The 254-nt window shown below is 61.0% G+C and carries 1 protein-coding gene and 1 pseudogene; one reads left to right on the top strand and one right to left on the bottom strand.

What is annotated here, in order from left to right; all coding sequences use genetic code 11:
- Positions 1–126: pseudogene (locus IB235_RS24960) on the top strand (IS3 family transposase); the annotation flags it as partial.
- 30 nt (positions 127–156) lie between these two features.
- Here IB235_RS24960 and IB235_RS24955 read toward each other — a convergent pair.
- A partial coding sequence (locus IB235_RS24955; protein WP_192337168.1) for a transposase domain-containing protein occupies positions 157–254 on the bottom strand: 98 nt, incomplete at its 5' end.

Raw genomic sequence — 254 nt, 5'->3', positions numbered from 1 at the left:
GGGGCCTTGCGATTTGACTGCTCGAGCTACCACTACAAATCCCGCCGCACCGATCCGGCAGAGCTGAAACGGCGGATCAGGGAGATCTGTGAGACGCGTGTGCGCTATGGCTACCGCCGCGTTTACGGTAAGCGTTCGCAGGTCATCACGGTCGTCTTAGCTTGACGGCTTGAAGCTCCATGGCAGCAGGTCGTCGAGGCGGCTTTGCGGATGACCGTTGGCGATGGCGGTGAGCGTGGCCTTAAGGTAGGCGA

This window comes from Paracoccus sp. PAR01 (assembly GCF_014851995.1).
In the GTDB taxonomy this organism is placed as follows: domain Bacteria; phylum Pseudomonadota; class Alphaproteobacteria; order Rhodobacterales; family Rhodobacteraceae; genus Paracoccus; species Paracoccus litorisediminis.
Note: the sequence above shows the minus strand (reverse complement) of the source record. Positions and strands in the feature narration are given on the sequence as shown.